A 16008-nucleotide genomic window follows, 5' to 3' on the forward strand; every position below is an offset into this window, starting at 1 on the left:
AGCCCGGCACCTGCCGGGCTTTTCGTTTTCGCCGCCCGCGCGCGCCGCATTCGCCGCGGCCGGCCTGAACGCGCCCCGCGCGCCGCTTCCATACCTTTGCGGATGCGGTATAAAGAACCCGTCCCGCAGCGCCGGCCCAAGGCGCGCGGCCATCACGCTCACGTCTCTGGGAGGGGATACATGCGTAAACAACTGCTCGCCCTGCTGCTGCTCGCGCTGCCGGCGGCGGCGTTCGCCCAGGCCACGCCGGTCGGGTCCTGGACCACCATCGACGACAAGACCCAGAAGCCCAAGTCGGTCGTCGAGATCTACGAGGCCAAGGACGGCAGCCTCGCCGGCCGGGTCAACGAAGTGCTGCAGTCCGAGCACGGCCCCAACCCGACCTGCGACAAGTGCGACGGCGAGCGCAAGGGCAAGCCGGTCAAGGGCATGGTCATCCTGTGGGGCATCCGCAAGAGCGGCGACACCTGGGAAGGCGGCAAGATCCTCGATCCGGCCAGCGGCAAGGTCTATTCGGTCAAGGTCACCCCGCAGGACGGCGGCAAGAAGCTGGAAGTGCGCGGCTTCATGGGCTTCTCGCTGATCGGCCGCAGCCAGACCTGGATGCGCCACGAACCCTGACCGGCCGGCCCGCATGCGTGCAGCGGAAACCCGGCCTCGGCCGGGTTTCTTCGTTTTCGGCCTCTTGTGGGAGGGCCTTCAGGCCCGATGCCTTCCGATCAGTGGCCGCGATCTGAAACAAGAGCATCGGGCCTGAAGGCCCTCCCACAAGAGCCACCCGCCCGGCCCCCGCGGCCGCCCATGCCATAATCCACGACCACCTACGGCACCCGTCTATGTCCCGCGAAATCGTCGTCTCCAACGCCCTGCCCTACGCCAACGGCGACCTGCATCTCGGCCACCTGGTCGGCTACATGCAGGCCGACATCTGGGTGCGGGCGCAGCGCATGGCCGGGAACACGGTGCACTACGTCTGCGCCGACGATACCCACGGCACGCCGATCATGCTCGGCGCGGAAAAGGCCGGCACGACGCCGGAGGCCTACATCGCCCAGATCCAGGTCCGCCACGAGCGCGACTTCGCCGACTTCGGCGTGGCCTTCGATCATTACGACTCCACCCACTCGGCCGCCAACCGCCAGCTCACCGAGGCGATCTACGCGCGCCTGGACAACAACGGCCACATCGCCAAGCGTTCGGTCGCGCAGCTGTTCGACCCGGTCAAGGGCATGTTCCTGCCCGACCGCTACGTCAAGGGCATCTGCCCGAACTGCAAGACCCCCGACCAGTACGGCGACAACTGCGAGAACTGCGGCGCCACCTACGCGCCGACCGACTTGCTGGAGCCGCATTCGGTGGTCAGCGGCGCGACCCCGGAACTGCGCGATTCCGAGCATTTCTTCTTCGAGGTCGGCCACTTCGAGCAGTTCCTGCGCGAATGGCTCGCCGGCGACGTCGGCGTCCCCGGCGTGCGCGCCAAGCTGCACGAATGGCTCGACGCCGACGGCGGCCTGCGCGCCTGGGACATCTCGCGCGACGCGCCCTACTTCGGCTTCGAGATTCCCGGCCACCCGGGCAAGTACCTGTACGTGTGGCTCGACGCGCCGATCGGCTACCTCAGCAGCTTGCAGTCCCTGTGCGAGCGCAAGGGCCTGGACTTCTGGTCGTACCTGGCGCGCGACAGCCAGGCCGAACTGCACCACTTCATCGGCAAGGACATCGTCACCTTCCACGGCCTGTTCTGGCCGGCGGTGCTGCACGGCGCGGGCTTCCGCGCGCCGACCCGGCTGCACGTCAACGGCTACCTGATGGTCAACGCCGAGAAGATGTCGAAGTCGCGCGGCACCTTCATCCAGGCGCGCACCTATCTCGACCAGGGCCTGGACCCGGAGGCCCTGCGCTACTACTTCGCCACCAAGACCAGCGGCGGCGTCGAGGACATCGACCTCAACCTCGCCGACTTCGTCGCGCGGGTGAACTCCGACGTGGTCGGCAAGTTCGTCAACCTCGCCAGCCGCTGCGCCGGCTTCATCGAAAAGCGCTTCGACGGCCGCCTCGCCGACGCGCTGCCGGACCCGGCGATGTACGCGCGCTTCGTCGAGCAGCTCGCGCCGATCGCCGCCGCGTACGAGGCCAACGAAGCCGCGACCGCGCTGCGCCTGGCCATGGCCCTGGCCGACGAAGCCAACAAGTACATCGACGAGCGCAAGCCGTGGGTGCTGGCCAAGCAAGACGGCGCCGACGCCGAGCTGCAGGCGGTGTGCACCCAGGGCCTGAACCTGTACCGCGTGCTCGCCGCCGCGCTCAAGCCGGTGCTGCCGCGCGTGGCCGCGCAGAGCGAGGCCTTCCTGGCCGCGCCGGTCGCGCACTGGCACGACCTCGCCCAGCCGCTGCGCGCGCACGTCATCGGCGCCTACACCCCGTTGTTCACCCGTATCGACGCGAAACTCATCGAAGCCATGATCGAAGCCAGCAAGGAATCCCTCGCCGCCACCGCCGTCGAGGCCAAGCCCGCCAAGCCGGCGGCCAAGGCCGAAGCGCCCAAGGCCGAGGCCAAGCCCGCCGATGCCGCCGGCGCGGCGCCGGCGACGATCGCCCTGGACGACTTCGCCAAGCTCGACCTGCGCGTGGGCAAGGTGCTGGCCTGCGAGTTCGTCGACGGCTCCGACAAGCTGCTGCGCTTCGAACTCGACGCCGGCGAGCTGGGCAAGCGCCAGATCTTCTCCGGCATCCGCGGCTCCTACGCGCAGCCCGAGACGCTGGTCGGCCGCAGCGTGGTGTTCATCGCCAATCTCGCCCCGCGCAAGATGCGCTTCGGCGTCAGCGAAGGCATGATCCTGTCGGCCGGCTTCGACGGCGGCGGCCTGTTCCTGCTCGACGCCGACGCGGGCGCGCAGCCGGGCATGCCGGTGCGCTGAAACCGCGATCCAGCCAATAGAAGGCGCGAGACGGCCAGGGCCCTGGCCGAGCCGACCGGGTTTTGCCGGCTCCCGCTTTCCATCCGCCAACGCCCGCCCATGGACCTGACCGAACGCCTCGACCGCCTGCTGCCGCAGACCCAATGCGGCCAGTGCGGCTACGCCGGTTGCCGGCCCTATGCCGAGGCGATGGCGCGCGGCGAGGCCGACATCGATCGCTGCCCGCCGGGCGGCGACGACGGCGCGCGCGCGCTGGCGAAACTGCTCGACGTGGCGGCCAAGCCGTTCGACCGCGAACGCGGCCGCCACCTGGCGAGGCCGCCGCTGGCGCTGATCGTCGAAGCCGATTGCATCGGCTGCACCAAGTGCATCCAGGCCTGCCCGGTCGACGCCATCGTCGGCGCCGCCAAGCACATGCACACCGTGATCGAACCGCTGTGCACCGGCTGCGAGCTGTGCGTGCCGGCGTGCCCGGTGGATTGCATCGTGCTGGTCGAACCAGCGGCCTGAAACCCACGCGATCGACGCGACCTACCTGTAGGAGCGACGCGAGTCGCGACCGCGACAACGCAACCACGATGGAAGTTTCGGCGTAGCTGCGTTGTCGCGGTCGCGACTCGCGTCGCTCCTACAAGACGCACAGGAACCTTCGCGGGTCAGCGCTTGGGCATCGAACCGCTGTGCACCGGCTACAAGCTGTGCGTGACGGCCCTGTCCGGTGGAGTGCATCGTGCTGGTCGAACCAGCGGCCTGAAACCCGCGCAGCCTACGCGACTTACCTGTAGGAGCGACGCGAGTCGCGACCGAGACAACACAACCACGATGGAAGTTTCGGCGTAGCTGCGTTGTCGCGGTCGCGACTCGCGTCGCTCCTACAAGACGCGCAGGAACCTTCGCGGGTCAGCGCTTGGGCATCGAACCGCTGTGCACCGGCTGCGAGCTGTGTGTGCCGGCGTGCCCGGTGGATTGCATCGTGCTGGTCGAACCTGCGGCCTGAAACCCGCGCAGCCTACGCGATCTACCTGTAGGAGCGACGCGAGTCGCGACCGCGACAACGCAACCACGATGAACGTTTCGGCGTAGCTGCGTTGTCGCGGTCGCGACTCGCGTCGCTCCTACAAGACGCGCAGGAACCTTCGCAGGTCAGCGCTCGGGCATCGAACCGCTGTGCACCGGCTGCGAGCTGTGCGTGACGGCCCTGTCCGGTGGAGTGCATCGTGCTGGCCGAACCTGCGACCTGAAACCCGCGCGATCGACGCGGCCTACCTGTAGGATCGACACGAGTCGCGACCGCGACAACGCAACCACGATGAACGTTTCGGCGCAGCTGCGTTGTCGCGGTCGCGACTCGCGTCGCTCCTACAAGACGCGCAGGAACCTTCGCGGGTCAGTGCTTGGGCTCGGCCTTCCTGCTCTCACGCGGGTCGTCCTGCGTCAGCTTCACCGGCGGCGCCGCTGCGGGCGCCGGCGCCGGCATCGGCGCCAGGTCCGCGGTGCCGGCCGCGCAGGCCGAGCAGATGCGTTCGATCTTGTAGCCCTTCGCGCGCAGGCGCTCGACCAACCCGTCGTTGCCGAGCAAATGCAGGCTGCCGACCACGACCAGGGTGTCGCCCTTCTTCTGCTCGTCGAGCAGCTTCTGGATCTGCGGCACCCAGGCCTCGTTGCGCTCGACGTTGACGATGCGGTAGGTCTGCGGCGTCTTCTCCAGCATCTCCACCCGCGCCTTCTGGTCGAGCTTGGCCAGGTCGGCCTCGCGCCAGGCGGTGTGCATCTCTTCGAGCATGCCCGGCACTTCGGTCGGCTGGTCGAGGAACTCGCGCAGCGCCTTGACCTGCTCGTCGGCCGGGCTGGCGTCCATGACGTCGAGCTGGTGGTCCATGCTCTCCAGCCCCGAGGCGCCCTTGCCGGCTTCGGCGGCCTGGCGCATCAGGTATTGGTCCAGGCCCAACTGCGGGCTGAAGCCCAGCGACTGCGACACGCCCAGCACCAGCGACAGGTTGACGAACCACGGCTCCAGGCTGTCGACCTGGCTCAGCGAGCGGCCGTTCTTGGCCAGCACCCGGTTGAGCTTCTCGCGCAGGTCCGCCGGCAGGGTCTGGCTCAGGGTGCGGCCGTCCTGGTAGCGCGCGCGCTGCAGGAAGCGCTGGCCCACCGACGGGTCGAACATCTCGTCGGGGGCGACCTCGAACACCAGTTTTTCCGAACCGGCGAAGGCGCGCTGGATGTCGTCGGACAGCGGATAGTCGTCGGCGCGCAGCAGGTGGAACGAGCCCAGCAGGAACACCGCGTTGTCGGCGTCGGAGACCCGCCACAGCAGCGGCACCGGCGGCGGCTTGGCCGCGGCCTGGGCCGCCTGGGCGACCGCGCCGGTCGCGGTGGCCGAAGTCAGCGGCGCGCTCAGCGCGACCGCGGCGCACAAAGGCAGGACGAACAGCTTGAGCAACCGCATGGGCGACGCAGACCTCGAAGATGGGCGGACGGCCGCGCAGGACGAAGCGGCGGCGGCGCGAGAGAACGGGCGCCCAGTGTAAGGCGTCGGCCTCGCGCTTCGTATTACGGACCCGTAAACGCCGGCATTCGCATGCGGCGCGGCGACTCGGGGCGTTCGGCGGCGACGCGCCTTGCGGATGTTCGCTTGGGCGCCGCCGAATCCGGTCGGGGAATGATCGAAGCAGGACGCTGAAGTCTCTGGATCCCCGCGTTCGCGGGGATGACGGCCGGAAAGCGGCGCGACGACACCCGACCGCACGGACGCCGTTGTGGGAGGGCCTTCAGGCCCGACGCTCTCGTCTCAGAGTAGCGGCCACCACCAAAAACCCGCTCAGGCTAGCGCTCGCAGACCTCCACCGCCGCTGCGACGCCCAGCCCTCAAGACGCGTGCGCCGCCCCGGCGGCCGCCTTATACGTCTTCTCGCCCGCCGTGACCTCCAGGTCGAGCCGGTTGCCCTGCGGCGGCAGCGGGCAGGTCGCGAACGGGGTGAACGCGCACGGCGGGTTGTAGGCCTTGTTGAAATCGACCGTGACCTTGCCCTGCGGATTCGGCCGCGGCACGTCGAGGAAACGCCCGGCGCTGTAGCTGCCGTGGCCGCTGGTGCGGTCGGCGAACACCAGCATCAGCTCCTCGCCGCCCTGGTCCAGGGCCTCGATCCGGTAGCTGCGGCCGTCGCGCTCGAACTCGACCGCGCCGGGATTCGGCGTCGGCTCGACCACGCCGATGATGTTGGCGACCTCGATGGTCTGCCCGGCCGGATGGGCGACGAACTTGGCGCTGAGCTTCCAGTCCTGCCTCGCCGGCCAGTACTCGATGGCGCTGAAGCCGGTGCGGCTGGGCGCGTCGGCGTGGCGCACGCGCAGGTACCAGCGGCCGCCGCGCTTGATCGCGGTCAGCACGCCGCGGCCTTCGTCGAAGCCGATCCGGGTCGGGCCGGCCGGGGAATCGTCGGCCAGCAGCACCGCCGCGCCCTTGAGCGGCTGCTCGTTGAGGGTCAGCGCCAGGCCGCGCTCGGGCACGAAGCGCAGCCGGCCCTTGTCCAGGTTCAGCAGGCCGATGTGGCCGGGGCCGACGCCCAGGCGGATGCCGTTGTCGGCGTCGCTGCCGAAGTAATGCGCGCCCGGCTCGATCGGATGCAGCCCGACCAGGCTGGTCCAGCCGTCGGGCTTGAGCAGTTCGCGGTGGCGCTGCTCGCGCCAGATCTGCTGGTCGCGCTGGAAGTCCTGGTTGGCGTGGACCGCGCGCTCGGCCTCGCGCTCGGCGCGGGCCTGCTGTTCGGGCGAGCCGCAGCCGGCCAGCGCCAGCGCGGCGGCCGCGCACAACAGCCAGCGCGGCGCGCCGGATCGGAACGGAGGCAGGCCGGCGACGGCCACGGCGCACGAACGGACAGCGGCGGTCATCAGCGCCCTCGCAGGAACCAGCGGTCGATTTCCGACAGGGTGAAGCGGGCCCAGGTCGGGCGCCCATGATTGCATTGACCGGAGCGTTCGGTCGCCTCCATCTCGCGCAGCAAGGCGTTCATTTCCGGCAAAGTGAGACGCCGATTCGCGCGCACCGCGCCGTGGCAGGCCATGGTCGCCAGCAACTCGTCGCGGGCCGCGCCGACCCGGCGCGATTCGCCGTGTTCGCGCAGGTCCGCCAGCACGTCGCGCAGCAAGGCCTCGACGTCGCCGTGGGCGAGCAACGCCGGCACCGCGCGCAGCGCCAGCGACTGCGGGCCGGCGCGGGTGACCTCGAAGCCCAGCGCGACCAGGGTCGCCTCTTCGCGCTCGGCCACCTCGGCCTCGCGCTCGGACACCGCCAGGGTCGCCGGCACCAGCAACGGCTGGGTGCGCAGGCCTTCGTGGTCGTGGGCGAACTTGAGCTTCTCGTAGCCGATGCGTTCGTGCGCGGCGTGCATGTCGACCACGATCAGGCCCTCGGCGGTCTCGGCCAGCACGTAGATGCCGTGCAACTGGGCGACGGCGTAGCCCAGCGGCGGCAGGGTCTCGTCGTCGCTGTGCGGCAGCGCCGGCGCCGCGGCGTAGGCGCTGCCGGCGCCGGTGTAGCCTGCGCCCGCACCGGAGCCACCCGCATAGCTGCCCGCGGACGCGCCGCCGCCAGCGCCGCCGTTGTTGCCGTACAGCGCCGCATAGCCGGCCTGGGTCTCCTGCACCCGCAGCGCCAGCGGCGCGGTCGGGCGGTACTGGTACATGCCCGCCTGCGACGGCGGCGCGGCGGCGGACGCGTCGGCGCCATAGCCGGCGCCGGCCTCGCCGGTCTGCGCCGACGGCAGCGTCCCCGCGCGGGTTTCGGCCAGCGCGTCGTGGAGCGTGCGGTAGACGAAGTCGTGGATCAGCCGCGCGTCGCGGAAGCGCACCTCGTGCTTGGCCGGATGCACGTTGACGTCGACCCGGCGCGGGTCCAGCTCCAGGAACAGCACGTAGGCCGGCTGGCGGCCATGGAACAGCACGTCCGCATAAGCTTGCTTGACCGCGTGGGCGATGCTGCGGTCGCGCACCGCGCGGCCGTTGACGTACAGGTACTGCTGGTCGGCGCTGGCGCGGTTGTACGCGGGCTGCGCGATCCAGCCGTGCAGGCGCAGGCCGGCGCCGCTGTGGTCCACGCGCAGCGCGTTGCGGGCGAATTCCTCGCCCAGCGCCTCGCCGATGCGCACGTCCGACAGGCCCAGGTCGATCTGATCGCCCTCGCCTTTCCAGCGCCGGGTCGGCTTGCCGTTGTGCGACACCCGCAGTTCCACGTCGGGACGCGCCAGCGCCAGCTGCCGCAACCATTCCTCGATGTGGCCCAGCTCGGTGCGCTCGGCCTTCAGGAACTTGCGCCGCGCCGGCACGTTGAAGAACAGGTCGCGGACCTCGACCGTGGTGCCCTGCGGATGCGGCTTCGGCGCGACTTCGCCGAGCCGGCCGCCGTCGATCTCCAGCACCGCGCCGCGGTCCTCGCCGATCCGCCGCGACGACAGCGAGAAGCGGCTGACCGAGGCGATCGACGGCAGCGCCTCGCCGCGGAAGCCCAGCGTGGTCACGCCTTCCAGGTCGTCGAGCGAGGCGATCTTGCTGGTGGCGTGGCGCGACACCGCCAGCGGCAGTTCGTCGGCGGCGATGCCCTTGCCGTCGTCGCGGATGCGGATCAGCCGCACCCCGCCTTCTTCCAGGTCGATGTCGACCCGGCGCGCGCCGGCGTCGAGCGCGTTCTCGACCAGCTCCTTGACCACGGACGCGGGCCGTTCGACCACTTCGCCGGCGGCGATCTGGTTGATGAGGGTATCGGGGAGCTGGCGGATGGTCACGGCGGCGTTCCGGTGCGCGCAGGCACCGCGGGGGATTGGGGATCGATGATAGCCGCCGGGTCCGGCCGGCGCGATCCGCTGCTTGCGCTGCGCAGGGTCGCGCCGGCGCCGCGCTCAGCCGCGGGCGGCGGCCGCGCGCAGATCGTGCGGCCGCAGCGGCAGCTGCGCGAAGGTGTAGGCCAGGGCCTGCGCCAGCGTGTCGAAGCTCAGGCGCCGGTAGCTGAGGTAGAGATCGACGGCGTCCTCGTGGCGGTCCTGCCAGTCGTCGAAGCCGAGCAGGGTCGCGCCGTCGACGGCGCCGCGCCGCGCGGGCTTGAGGAAGTACTCGCGCTGCGCGGGTTCGCCCTGGTGCCAATAGCGCTGGTTGATCCACAGGCTGCCGCGCCCGGCCAGGCGCTGGCGGATCGCGGCGATCAATTCGGCGTCGGCGACCGCGTCGGCAGGTGCGCTGTCGTCGCCGCTCATCGAGGTTCGCTCAAACCGCGGGCTTGGCGGCCGCGCGGCCTGCGCCGGCGAGCGCGGTCAGGGGCTGCCGCCCCCGCCGAACCCGCCGCCCTGCGCCTGCTGCGCTTCGGCGCGCGCCGCGTACAGCGAGCCCGGCGGCGGCTGGCGGGTGAAGTAGTTGTTGATCCCGCCGAGTACCGCCCGCGCCAGCGCGCGCTGGTGCGAGGGATCGGTCAGGCGGCGCTCTTCTTCCGGATTGGAGATGAAATTCGTCTCCACCAGCATCGCCGGCATGTCCGAGGTGCGCAGGACCGCGAAGTTGGCCTTCTCCACGTGCGGCTTGTGGTTGTTGCCGACGTCGCGCAGGCCTTCGAGCACGTGCGCGGCAGCGTCCTCGGACGCCTTCATGTGGCCGCTCTGGGTCAGGTCGAGCAGCACCGAGGCCAGGGTGTTGTCGGTCTGCTGCAGGCGCACGCCGCCGATCAGGTCGGAGGCGTTTTCCTTGTCCGCCAGCCAGCGCGCGCGCTGCGAGGTCGCGCCCTTGAGCGAGAGCACGTACACCGACGAGCCGCGCGCGCTGCGGTTTTCCGCGGCGTCGGCATGGATCGAGACGAACATGTCGGCCTTGGCCTGGCGCGCCAGCTGGGCGCGCCGCGGCAGCGGGATGAACACGTCGGTGTCGCGGGTCATGTAGGCCTTCAGGCCCGGCGTGGAATTGATCTGGCGCGCCAGCTCGCGGCCGATCGCCAGGGTCACGTCCTTCTCGCGCTTGCCGCCCTGGCCGATCGCGCCCGGGTCCTGGCCGCCGTGGCCGGGGTCGATGGCGATGATCAGCGGGCGCATGCCGCGGCCGCGCATGACGTCCTTGAGGGTCTTGACCGCGCCGGCCGGCGGCGCGGGCTCGTTCGCCGGCGCGCTGGGCGCGGCGGCGGTCGGGTTGGCGTTGGCCGCCGCATTGGCCGCGGCCGAGCCCGGCATCGGGGTCGGCACGCCGGTGGCGATGCGGGTGGGCACGCCGGTGGCGATCCGGGTCGGGACGCCGGTCGCGACCGTGGTCGGCACCGGCGCCTGCGCGGCCTGTTCGAACGCGGCCTGGTTGGCGGCCTGCTGCGCGCCGTTGGGCGGCGGCGCGGACGCGACCGCGGCCGCCTGGGCGTTGGCGACGGCCGGGACGCCGGCCGCCGGCGCGCCCGCAGGCTGGGCGGTGTGCGGCGGCATCGGCGCAGGCGCACCCGCGGCGCCGCGCGCGGCGAGTTCGGAAATCAGCTTGCTGGTGGCGGCGTTGGACGCCAACGCCGGATCGGCCGGCTCGGCGCCGGGCGCGGCGTTCGCCACGGCCTGGGCCGGTACCGCTGCTGCGACCTCAGCGGGCGCGGTTGCGGTGGGCGCCGAAGCCGTCGGCGCGGGCGTCGGCGCCTTCGCCGCGACGACCGCCGGCTCGCTGCCGTCGCCGGGCCATTCCAGCACCAGGCGCGGACCGCCGGCGCCCTGCTCGATATGCGGCTTGAGCACCGCCACCGGCTGGACGAGGTCGAAGACGATGCGCGCGGTGCCGGGTTGCGGTTCGCCGACGCGCACGGATTTGATCACGCCGGCAGCGGCCGGCAGCTTGACGCCCTTGCCCAGGCGCGAGGCCGGCAGGTCGACGACGAGGCGGTCGGGGCCCTTGAGGCTGATGACCTTGTACTGGCCGGCGCCGTCGAGGGCGATCTCGGCACGGGTGCCGGTGGCACCGTTGCGCAGTTCCAAGCCCTTGATTTCGCTCGCATGAGCGAGATTCCAGGCCAGCGCTGCCAGGAGCGCCAGGCCCATCAGGACTTTCTGAACGGTGGCCCCCTTGACTCGCATGGGCGTAAGTCAAGCACCGCAATAGTGGAATTGCAAGTATTTTTTCCTTGCAAATCCGGGACCTGCCGTTACTTCCTAGGGAATCGTTCAGGAGTCGGCCGCAAACGCGCTTAGCCCGTGCCTGTGAATGCCGCAGTCGCAGCCGAGGATGCGACTCCTTCCAGCCAGGCCAGCGCCGCCGGGCTGGCGGCGCGCAAGCGGGCGCTGCGCCCGTCGCCGTCGACGGCCAGGTCGATGCGCAGGTCGGCCGGCGGCAGCCAGCCGCGGCCGCGCTCGGGCCACTCGATCAGCCACAGCGAGGCCTCGCCGCCGTCCAGGCCGAGGAACTCCAGCTCGCCGGCGTCGCCGATGCGATAGAGGTCGAGGTGCCAGGCCTCGCCGCCGTCGCTCAAGCCATAGCGCTCGACCAGGGTGTAGGTGGGGCTGCGGATCGCGCCCTGCACGCCGAGCGCGCGCAGCAACGCGCGCGCCAAGGTCGATTTGCCCGCGCCGAGGTCGCCGTGCAAGTGCACGTGCAGCGGCGGCGCGTTCGTCGGCAGGTTCGCGCGCGCGGCCGCGAGCGCGGCGCCGAGCGCGTCGGTGGCGTCGGCATCGGCCAGGTGCAGGCGCAATTCGGAACGGACGTCGTGACTCATCGCGAAATCATCGCTCATCCGCGCGCGGATTGGCGCAGCGGCGCAGCCACGGCATCAGGTCGCTCGGCAGCAGGCCGCGTTCGCCGTCGTCGCGCGCGGCGCGGTCGCCGGCCGCCGAATGCAGCAGCGCGCCGCAACTGGCCGCGTCGAACGCATCCAGGCCCTGCGCGCGCAGCGCGGCGATCGCGCCGCTGAGCACATCGCCCATGCCGCCGACCGCCATGCCCGGATTGCCGGCGCCGACGACGCGCACGTTCTGCCCCGGCGCGTGCACCAGCGTGCCCGCGCCCTTGAGCACGACCGCGCAGCGGTAACGCTCGCTCAAGGCGCGCACCGCGGCGTAGCGATCGCCCTGCACGCGCGCGGTGTCGCTGCCGAGCAGGCGCGCGGCCTCGCCCGGATGCGGGGTGAGAATGCAATCGGCGGGCAAGGCGCGCGGCTGCGCGGCCAGCAGGTTCAGCGCATCGGCGTCGAGCAGCAGCGGCTTGGCGCTGGCCAGCGCGGCGGCGAACAGATGCGCGCCCCACTCCTGCGTGCCCAGGCCCGGGCCGATCGCGATCACATCGGCGGCGTCGAGCGCGGCGCGCGCGTCTTGGCTGGACTCGACCGCGCGCGGCATCGCCTCGGGCAGGCGCGCCAGCAACGGCGCGACGTGATCGGCGCGGGTCGCCGCATCGACCAGGCCCGCGCCGCTGCGCAAGGCCGCCTGCGCGCACAGCAGCAAGGCGCCGCCGTGGCCGTGGTCGCCGCCGATGCACAGCACGCGGCCGTTGCGGCCCTTGTGGCTGTCGCGCCGGCGCGGGCGCAGCCAGCGGCCCAGATCGGGCGCGCGCAGCCACTCGGCGACCGGATACACCGCGTGTTCGGACAGGCTCACGCCCAGCGACGCCAAGATGCGTTCGCCGGCATGGTCCAGCGCCGCGCCGGTGCGCAGCCCGCGCTTGCGGGCGATGAATTCGAGCGTGCAGTCGGCCGCCACCGCGCGGCCCGCGACCGCGCCGCAATCGGCATCGACGCCGCTGGGAACGTCGAGCGCGAACACCGGCGCGCCATGGCCGTTGATCGCCTCGATCAGCGCCGCGGACGCGGCATCGGGCGGGCGCGACAGGCCGATGCCGAACAAGGCGTCGACGATCGCCTCGGCCGGCGGCAGCGCGCCGTCGAACTCGATCGTCGCGCCGCCGGCTTCGGCGTATTCGGCCGCCGCGCGCTGGGCGAGGTCGCCGCGCGGCGCGTGTTCGCGCAAGCGCACCACGCTCACCCGGCGGCCGTTGCGTTGCGCGTGGGTCGCCATGACGTAGCCGTCGCCGCCGTTGTTGCCGGGCCCGCACACCACCAGCAGCGAATAGGCCTGGGTCCAGCGGTCCAGCCACTCGCGCCAGGCCGCTTCGCCGGCGCGGCGCATCAGCGCGAACGCATCGCCCGACGCGGCGGCGGCGGCGCGCTCGGCCGCGCGCAATGCGGCGGCGTCGTAGAGCGGGCACAGCGGGGTCGCGGCGCGGGCGCCGGCGGAGTTGCCTTCAGTTTCGGCGGACCGGGACATGCCTGGATTCTATACTTGCCGCATCGTGAGCCAGATCGACGCCAGCCCCAGTTCTCCCGACCCGCCCGGCCATCCCGGCGGCCGGCCGGCGCCCGACTATTCGGCGCTGGCCCAGCGCATCCGCGCGCTGGCGCGCGAATTCGGCTTCCAGCGCTGCGGCATCAGCGGGATCGAGCTGGGCGAAGACGAGGCCCATCTGCTGGATTGGCTCGAACGCGGCCTGCACGGTTCGATGGACTGGATGGCGCGCCACGGCGAGCTGCGCGCGCGCCCGGCGCAACTGCTGCCGGGCACGGTGCGGGTGATCTCGGTCGGGCTGGACTACGGCCGCCGCGACGACGAGGAGGCCTGGGCCACCCTGGCCGACGGCGAGCGCGCCTACGTCGCCCGCTACGCGCTCGGCCGCGATTACCACAAGCTCATGCGCCAGCGCCTGCAGCGGCTGGCCGAGCGCCTGGCCGAACTGGTCGGGCCGTTCGGCCACCGCGTGTTCGTCGATTCCGCGCCGGTGCTCGAACGCGCGCTGGCGCGCAACGCCGGGCTCGGCTGGATCGGCAAGCACACCTGCCTGATCGACAAGGACGGCGGCTCGTGGTTCTTCCTCGGCGAGATCTACCTCGACCTGCCGCTGCCGGTCGACGCGCCGGCCAGCGCGCACTGCGGCACCTGCGTGCGCTGCATCGACGTCTGCCCGACCCAGGCCATCGTCGCGCCGCACCGGCTGGATGCGCGCCGCTGCATCGCCTACCTCACCATCGAGCACGACGGCGCGATCCCGCTGGAACTGCGCGAGCCGATCGGCAACCGCATCTTCGGCTGCGACGACTGCCAGCTGGTCTGCCCCTGGAACAAGTTCGCCAAGCGCAGCGACGAGCCGGACTTCCGCTCCCGCAACGATCTCGACCGCGCCACGCTGGCGCAGTTGTTCGGGTGGGACGAAGACGAATTCCTGCGCCGCACCGAAGGCTCGGCGATCCGCCGCAGCGGGCACGAGCGCTGGCTGCGCAATATCGCGGTGGCGTTGGGCAATGCGCCGACGACGCCGGAAGTGATCGCTGCGTTGCGTTCGCGCCAATCGCATCCCAGCGAGCTGGTCCGCGAGCACGTCGAGTGGGCGCTCGCAAAGCACGAAGCCTCCCTGTAGGAGCGGCGCGAGCCGCGACCGCGACAACGCAACTACGTCGAGGCTTTCGTCGTCGTTGCGTTGTCGCGGTCGCGGCTCGCGCCGCTCCTACAGGTAGCCGCCGCGGCGTCGCGGACGCCCAAAACGACGAACGGCGCCGAGGCGCCGTTCGTGGATGCGTGTGGCGACGGCTTATCCGCGCAGCCGCGCCAGCAGCTCGCGCGTCACCGGATCGTCCGCCTGCGCCTCGCCGGCCAGCGCCGGCAGCAGCTTGCTGGCGACCTGCTTGCCGAGTTCGACGCCGAACTGGTCGAAGGCGTTGATGCCCCAGAACACCGACTGCAGGTACACGCTGTGCTCGTACATCGCCAGCAGCGCGCCGAGCGAGGCCGGGGTCAGCGCGTCGAGCAGGATGGTCGTGCTCGGGCGGCCGCCGGCGTAGGCGCGGTGCGGGTCGTCGCTGCGCTGGCCGTTGGCGAAGGCCTCGGCCTGGGCCAGCAGGTTGGCGTGCAGGGCGCGATGGTTCTGCGGGTACGGCGCGTCGCTGCGGACCACGCCGATGAAGTCGGCCGGGACGATCGAGGTGCCCTGGTGCAGCGCCTGGAAGAAGCTGTGCTGGGTATCGGTGCCGGCCCCGCCCCACCACACCGGCACGGTGTCGCCGTGCACCGGCGAGCCGTCGAGCCTGACCGACTTGCCCAGGCTCTCCATCACCAGCTGCTGCAGGTAGTTCGACAGCAGCTTCAGGCGCTCGTCGTAGGCCAGCACCGCCTGGGTCGCGTAGCCCAGGCCGTTGCGGTTCCAGATCGAGGTCAGCGCGTGCCACGCGGCGAGGTTGTGCGGCAGCTCGGTCTGCAGCACGTGCGCGTCCATCTGCGCGGCGCCGGACAGGAACTGCTCGAACGCGTCCATGCCGATCGCCAGCGCGATCGGCAGGCCCACCGCCGACCACAGCGAATAGCGGCCGCCGACCCAGTCCCACATCGGCAGGATGCGTTCGGCGGGGATGTTGAAGGCCTGCGCGGGGCGCTCGAGGTTGGCGCTGATGGCGTACAGGCGCGAGTCGTCGCCGAGCCAGTCGCGCAGGATGCCGCCGTTGAGCAGCGTCTCCTGGGTGCCGAAGGTCTTGGAGATCAGCAGCGCCGCGGTGCGCTTGGGATCGAGCCCGGCCAGCGTGCGCTGGGCCGCGTGGCCGTCGACGTTGGACAGGAAGTGGACGCGCAAACGGCCCGGCTTCGGCCCGCTCAGCGCATCGACCGCCAGCCGCGGGCCGAGGTCGGAACCGCCGATGCCGACGCTGACGATGTCGGTGACCTCGCTCGCTTCCAGCGCCTGGACCGTCGCGCGCATCTGCGCGCGCGCCTTGAGCGCCTGGCCATGGGCCTGGTGCGCGGCCGGCGCGCGCGAGAAGTCGTCGCGCAGCGCGGTGTGCAGCGCCGGGCGGCCTTCGGTGACGTTGACGGTCTCGCCGTCGAACAGCGCCTGCAGCCGTTGCCGGCTGCCGGCCGCTTCGGCGGCGCGGAACAGCCAGGCCAGCGCGTCGCGGTCGTAATGCTGGCGGGCGAAGTTGGCGTAGACCGGGCCGACCTTGAGCGCGAAGTCGCCGGCGCGGGCCGGGTCGGCGGAAACCAGTTCGGACAGCGGCGTGGCAGCGACGCGCCCGACCTCGGCGCGCAGCTCGTTCAGTCGGGGGTCGTCGCTCATCGTGCGTCGGGTC

Annotated in this window: 12 protein-coding genes and 1 pseudogene; 5 read left to right on the forward strand and 8 right to left on the reverse strand. The window is 71.7% G+C overall.

Annotated features, from left to right (window positions below):
* Positions 1–180 precede the first annotated feature (180 nt).
* The 4 genes and pseudogenes from BLV01_RS02630 to BLV01_RS25120 form a co-directional block, all read left to right on the forward strand.
* A complete protein-coding gene (locus tag BLV01_RS02630; RefSeq protein ID WP_091793766.1) occupies positions 181–621 on the forward strand; it encodes a DUF2147 domain-containing protein in 441 nt (146 codons plus the stop codon).
* 215 nt (positions 622–836) lie between these two features.
* Positions 837–2918: a methionine--tRNA ligase gene (gene metG / locus BLV01_RS02635; RefSeq protein ID WP_091793768.1), complete on the forward strand. Its 2082-nt coding sequence runs from the start codon at positions 837–839 to the stop codon at positions 2916–2918.
* A gap of 81 nt (positions 2919–2999) precedes the next feature.
* Positions 3000–3428 carry an Rnf electron transport complex subunit RnfB gene (gene rnfB / locus BLV01_RS02640; RefSeq protein WP_217633446.1) on the forward strand — a complete coding sequence of 143 codons (429 nt, stop codon included), beginning with the start codon at positions 3000–3002 and terminating at the stop codon, positions 3426–3428.
* A gap of 403 nt (positions 3429–3831) precedes the next feature.
* A pseudogene (locus BLV01_RS25120) lies at positions 3832–3915 on the forward strand (4Fe-4S binding protein); the annotation flags it as partial.
* Positions 3916–4305: 390 nt separating this feature from the next.
* On the opposite strand, the gene BLV01_RS02645 reads toward BLV01_RS25120, so the two are convergent.
* The 7 genes from BLV01_RS02645 to BLV01_RS02675 all read right to left on the reverse strand — a co-directional run bounded on the left by BLV01_RS02645 (position 4306) and on the right by BLV01_RS02675 (position 13168).
* Complete coding sequence (locus BLV01_RS02645; protein ID WP_091793772.1) at positions 4306–5367, reverse strand: TraB/GumN family protein; 1062 nt, start codon at positions 5365–5367, stop codon at positions 4306–4308.
* Between the two features lie 419 nt (positions 5368–5786).
* Positions 5787–6809 (reverse strand): DUF1684 domain-containing protein, encoded by a 1023-nt coding sequence (locus tag BLV01_RS02650; RefSeq protein ID WP_091793774.1) that lies wholly within the window; start codon positions 6807–6809, stop codon positions 5787–5789.
* Positions 6809–8698, reverse strand: a complete 1890-nt coding sequence (mutL, locus tag BLV01_RS02655; protein ID WP_091793775.1) for a DNA mismatch repair endonuclease MutL — start codon at positions 8696–8698, stop codon at positions 6809–6811. Before mutL ends, BLV01_RS02650 begins: the two co-directional genes overlap by 1 nt.
* A gap of 114 nt (positions 8699–8812) precedes the next feature.
* Positions 8813–9163: a hypothetical protein gene (locus BLV01_RS02660; RefSeq protein ID WP_091793777.1), complete on the reverse strand. Its 351-nt coding sequence runs from the start codon at positions 9161–9163 to the stop codon at positions 8813–8815.
* A gap of 57 nt (positions 9164–9220) precedes the next feature.
* Positions 9221–10954 (reverse strand): N-acetylmuramoyl-L-alanine amidase, encoded by a 1734-nt coding sequence (locus BLV01_RS27090; RefSeq protein WP_175485746.1) that lies wholly within the window; start codon positions 10952–10954, stop codon positions 9221–9223.
* 146 nt (positions 10955–11100) lie between these two features.
* Positions 11101–11625, reverse strand: a complete 525-nt coding sequence (tsaE, locus tag BLV01_RS02670; protein ID WP_091794630.1) for a tRNA (adenosine(37)-N6)-threonylcarbamoyltransferase complex ATPase subunit type 1 TsaE — start codon at positions 11623–11625, stop codon at positions 11101–11103.
* 7 nt (positions 11626–11632) lie between these two features.
* On the reverse strand, positions 11633–13168 hold the full coding sequence (locus BLV01_RS02675) for an NAD(P)H-hydrate dehydratase (RefSeq protein WP_091793781.1): 1536 nt from the start codon (positions 13166–13168) through the stop codon (positions 11633–11635).
* Between BLV01_RS02675 and queG the strand changes: the two genes are divergently transcribed.
* Positions 13167–14312, forward strand: coding sequence for a tRNA epoxyqueuosine(34) reductase QueG (queG, locus tag BLV01_RS02680; RefSeq protein WP_091793783.1), 1146 nt, complete (start codon positions 13167–13169; stop codon positions 14310–14312). The genes BLV01_RS02675 and queG overlap by 2 nt on opposite strands.
* A 171-nt stretch (positions 14313–14483) precedes the next feature.
* Here the strand turns inward: queG and pgi are convergent, their stop codons facing one another.
* The gene (gene pgi / locus BLV01_RS02685; RefSeq protein WP_091793785.1) at positions 14484–15995 is read right to left on the reverse strand and encodes a glucose-6-phosphate isomerase; all 1512 of its coding nucleotides are present in this window, start codon (positions 15993–15995) and stop codon (positions 14484–14486) included.
* Positions 15996–16008: the final 13 nt, after the last annotated feature.

It is taken from the genome of Lysobacter sp. yr284, from assembly GCF_900107375.1.
Classification (GTDB): Bacteria; Pseudomonadota; Gammaproteobacteria; order Xanthomonadales; family Xanthomonadaceae; genus Lysobacter.

Excerpts from the sequence above, each read along its gene's own strand:
- BLV01_RS02630 (WP_091793766.1), top strand. The coding sequence starts at position 181 with ATGCGTAAACAACTGCTCGCCCTGCTGCTGCTCGCGCTGCCGGCGGCG.
- metG (WP_091793768.1), top strand. The coding sequence starts at position 837 with ATGTCCCGCGAAATCGTCGTCTCCAACGCCCTGCCCTACGCCAACGGC.
- BLV01_RS02645 (WP_091793772.1), bottom strand. The coding sequence starts at position 5,367 with ATGCGGTTGCTCAAGCTGTTCGTCCTGCCTTTGTGCGCCGCGGTCGCG.
- BLV01_RS02650 (WP_091793774.1), bottom strand. The coding sequence starts at position 6,809 with ATGACCGCCGCTGTCCGTTCGTGCGCCGTGGCCGTCGCCGGCCTGCCT.
- BLV01_RS02660 (WP_091793777.1), bottom strand. The coding sequence starts at position 9,163 with ATGAGCGGCGACGACAGCGCACCTGCCGACGCGGTCGCCGACGCCGAA.
- BLV01_RS27090 (WP_175485746.1), bottom strand. The coding sequence starts at position 10,954 with ATGGGCCTGGCGCTCCTGGCAGCGCTGGCCTGGAATCTCGCTCATGCG.
- tsaE (WP_091794630.1), bottom strand. The coding sequence starts at position 11,625 with ATGAGTCACGACGTCCGTTCCGAATTGCGCCTGCACCTGGCCGATGCC.
- queG (WP_091793783.1), top strand. The coding sequence starts at position 13,167 with ATGCCTGGATTCTATACTTGCCGCATCGTGAGCCAGATCGACGCCAGC.
- BLV01_RS02675 (WP_091793781.1), bottom strand. The coding sequence starts at position 13,168 with ATGTCCCGGTCCGCCGAAACTGAAGGCAACTCCGCCGGCGCCCGCGCC.
- pgi (WP_091793785.1), bottom strand. The coding sequence starts at position 15,995 with ATGAGCGACGACCCCCGACTGAACGAGCTGCGCGCCGAGGTCGGGCGC.